This window comes from Caballeronia sp., from assembly GCF_028292365.1.
GTDB lineage: Bacteria > Pseudomonadota > Gammaproteobacteria > Burkholderiales > Burkholderiaceae > Caballeronia.
The window spans coordinates 1-3,190 of the sequence record NZ_JAQGMM010000273.1 but is presented as its reverse complement, the minus strand read 5'-3'; the positions used below and the strand labels follow the sequence as shown (position 1 = coordinate 3,190).

General features: G+C 61.1%; 1 protein-coding gene. It reads left to right on the top strand.

Going from position 1 to position 3,190, the window contains the following annotated elements:
• Positions 1 to 3,084, top strand: a 3,084-nt coding sequence (locus tag JWR14_RS17100; RefSeq protein ID WP_299708953.1) for an efflux RND transporter permease subunit, incomplete at its 5' end; no start/stop codon positions are given.
• Positions 3,085 to 3,190 lie beyond the last annotated feature (106 nt).

The window sequence follows — 3,190 nt, the reverse complement described above, 5'->3', positions numbered from 1 at the left end:
CGCCATCAGGCACTGGTTGTCTTCCTGATCGCGATGGCGACCATTTTCGGGGTCCTCGCGTACACCCGGCTCGCGCAATCGGAGGACCCGCCGTTCACGTTCCGCGTGATGGTCATCCAGACCTTCTGGCCAGGGGCCACCGCACAGCAGATGCAGGAACAGGTCACCGACAAGATCGCGAAAAAGCTTCAGGAAACGCCCGCTACCGACTTCCTGCGCAGCTATTCCCGCCCCGGTGAATCACTGCTGTTCTTCACGATGAAGGACGGCGCGCCCGCGAAAGATGTGCCCGAAGAGTGGTATCAGGTGCGCAAGAAAGTCGGGGACATTGCGTACACACTGCCAAGAGGTGTGCAAGGTCCGTACTTCAACGACGAGTTCGGCGACGTCTTCACGAATATCTACACACTCGAAGGCGACGGTTTTTCGCCGGTGCAACTTCACGATTACGCCGATTCACTGCGCACGGTCTTGTTGCGCGTGCCTGGTGTGGCGAAGGTCAATTATTTCGGCGACCAGGACGAGCGCGTCTACGTGGAGATAGCGAACACGCAACTTACGCGGCTCGGGATCTCGCCGCAGCAGATTGCTCAGGCTATCGACGGTCAGAATGCGGTTGCGCCCTCCGGCACGCTGAATACGCCGAATGACCGCGTGTTCGTGCGGCCGACCGGCCAGATCACCGACATGGGCGCGCTCGCCAACACGCTAATCCGCGTGAACGGACGCTCGTTTCGCCTTGGCGACATAGCGACCATCAAGCGCGGATATCTCGATCCCCCGGCCACGCAAATGCGCGCGGGCGAGAAGCCGGTGCTGGGTATTGGCATTACGATGCAGCCCGGTCAGGACGTGGTGCAATTGGGCAAGGCGCTCGACGCGAAGGTCGCCGAATTGCGTAGTCAACTTCCCGCCGGTCTCGTGCTCAACGAAGTGTCGAGCATGCCGAACGCGGTATCGAAGTCGGTCGATGACTTTCTCGAAGCGGTCGCCGAAGCCGTCATCATCGTGCTGATCGTGAGCCTGGTGTCGCTGGGCGTGCGCACGGGCATGGTGGTCGTGATCTCGATTCCGGTCGTGCTCGCGGTCACGGCCCTCTTCATGTATCTCTTCGATATCGGCCTGCACAAGGTCTCGCTCGGGACGCTGATCCTCGCGCTGGGGCTGCTGGTCGACGACGCGATCATCGCCGTCGAAATGATGGCGGTGAAGCTCGAACAGGGATGGAATCGCTCGCGTGCCGCGGCCTACGCCTATACCAGCACCGCGTTCCCCATGCTCACGGGCACGCTCGTCACCGTGGCCGGTTTCCTGCCGATCGCGCTGGCCAAATCCAGCACTGGCGAATACACGCGCTCGATCTTCGAAGTGTCGGCCATTGCGTTGATCGCGTCGTGGTTCGCAGCCGTCGTGCTGATTCCGCTGCTCGGCTACAAGCTCTTGCCCGAGCGCAAGCGCGAGGCACATCACGCGCACGATCATGAACACGATATCTACGACACGAAGTTCTACACCCGTCTGCGCGGCTGGCTGACGTGGTGTATTGAGCGGCGCTTCGTTGTGCTCGGCATCACGCTCGTGCTGTTCGTGATCGCGCTGGCAGGCTTTACGCTCATTCCCCAACAATTTTTCCCGAGTTCGGATCGATCGGAACTGCTCGTCGATGTCCGCCTGCAAGAAGGCGCCTCGTTCGAAGCCACGCTGCGCGAGACGAAGCGGCTTGAGAAGGTGCTGGAGGGGCGGCCCGAGATCGACCATCTGGTGAACTTCGTCGGCTCGGGTGCGCCGCGCTTCTATCTGCCGCTCGACCAGCAATTGCAGGTGCCGAACTTCGCGCAGTTCGTCATTACGGCGAAGTCAGTCGAAGATCGCGAGAAGCTCGCACGCTGGCTCGAGCCCGTGTTGCGGGAGAAGTTTTCGTCGATTCGTACGCGCTTGTCGCGGCTTGAAAACGGTCCGCCTGTCGGCTATCCGGTGCAGTTCCGCGTGAGCGGCGACGATCTGCCGACGGTACGTGGCATCGCCGAAAAGGTCTTCGCCGAAATGAGCGCCAACAGCGGTACGGCCAATGTCCAGTATGACTGGGACGAACCGTCGGAGCGTTCGGTGCGTTTCGATATAGACCAGAAGAAGGCGCGGGAACTCGGTATCAGTTCGCAGGACGTATCGGATTTCCTCGCGATGCAACTGACGGGTTATACCGTCACGCAGTATCGTGAACGCGACAAGCTGATCAGCGTCGACTTGCGCGCGCCGAAAAGCGAACGGGTCGATCCGGCAAAACTCGTCACCCTTGCCATGCCTACGCCGAACGGCCCCGTGCCGCTGGGTACGATCGGGCATGTGGTGAACGATCTGGAATACGGCGTGATCTGGGAACGCGACCGCCAGCCGACCATCACCGTACAGTCGGATGTGAAAGCGGGTGCGCAGGGCATTGACGTGACGCATGCAATCGAGAAGAAACTCGAGAGTTTGCGTGCGGGCTTGCCGGTGGGGTATCGGATCGAAGTGGGCGGGCCGGTTGAGGAAAGCGAGAAAGGCCAGTCCTCCATCAACGCGCAAATGCCGATCATGGCAATTGTCGTGCTGACGCTCCTGATGATCCAGTTGCAGAGCTTCGCACGGGTGATGATGGTGGTGCTCACCGCACCACTCGGGTTGATTGGCGTCGTGATTGCGTTGCTGCTGTTCAACAAGCCGTTCGGGTTTGTCGCCATGCTGGGCGTAATCGCCATGTTCGGGATCATCATGCGCAACTCGGTGATTCTCGTCGACCAGATCGAGCAGGACATTGCCGCGGGGCATCCACGCTTTGACGCCATTGTTGGCGCGACCGTGCGACGTTTCCGGCCGATCACGCTTACTGCGGCCGCTGCGGTGCTCGCGCTGATTCCGCTGTTGCGCAGCAACTTCTTCGGCCCGATGGCAACCGCGCTGATGGGCGGCATTACGAGCGCGACCGTGCTTACGCTGTTTTATCTGCCGGCGTTGTATGCGGCTTCGTTCAAGGTGCGGCATAACGAGCGCGCGGGGTTTGAAGACCAAACCACGTCCGATGCCCGCAATGGAGGCCAGTCATGACACGCTCTGCCCTCACTGCTCTCGGCTTCGCAGCCGCCCTCTCCGCGTGCTCGTTTGGCCCGGATGGAAAACCGCCCGTCATGCCGACGGTGGCCCACTACGGCGC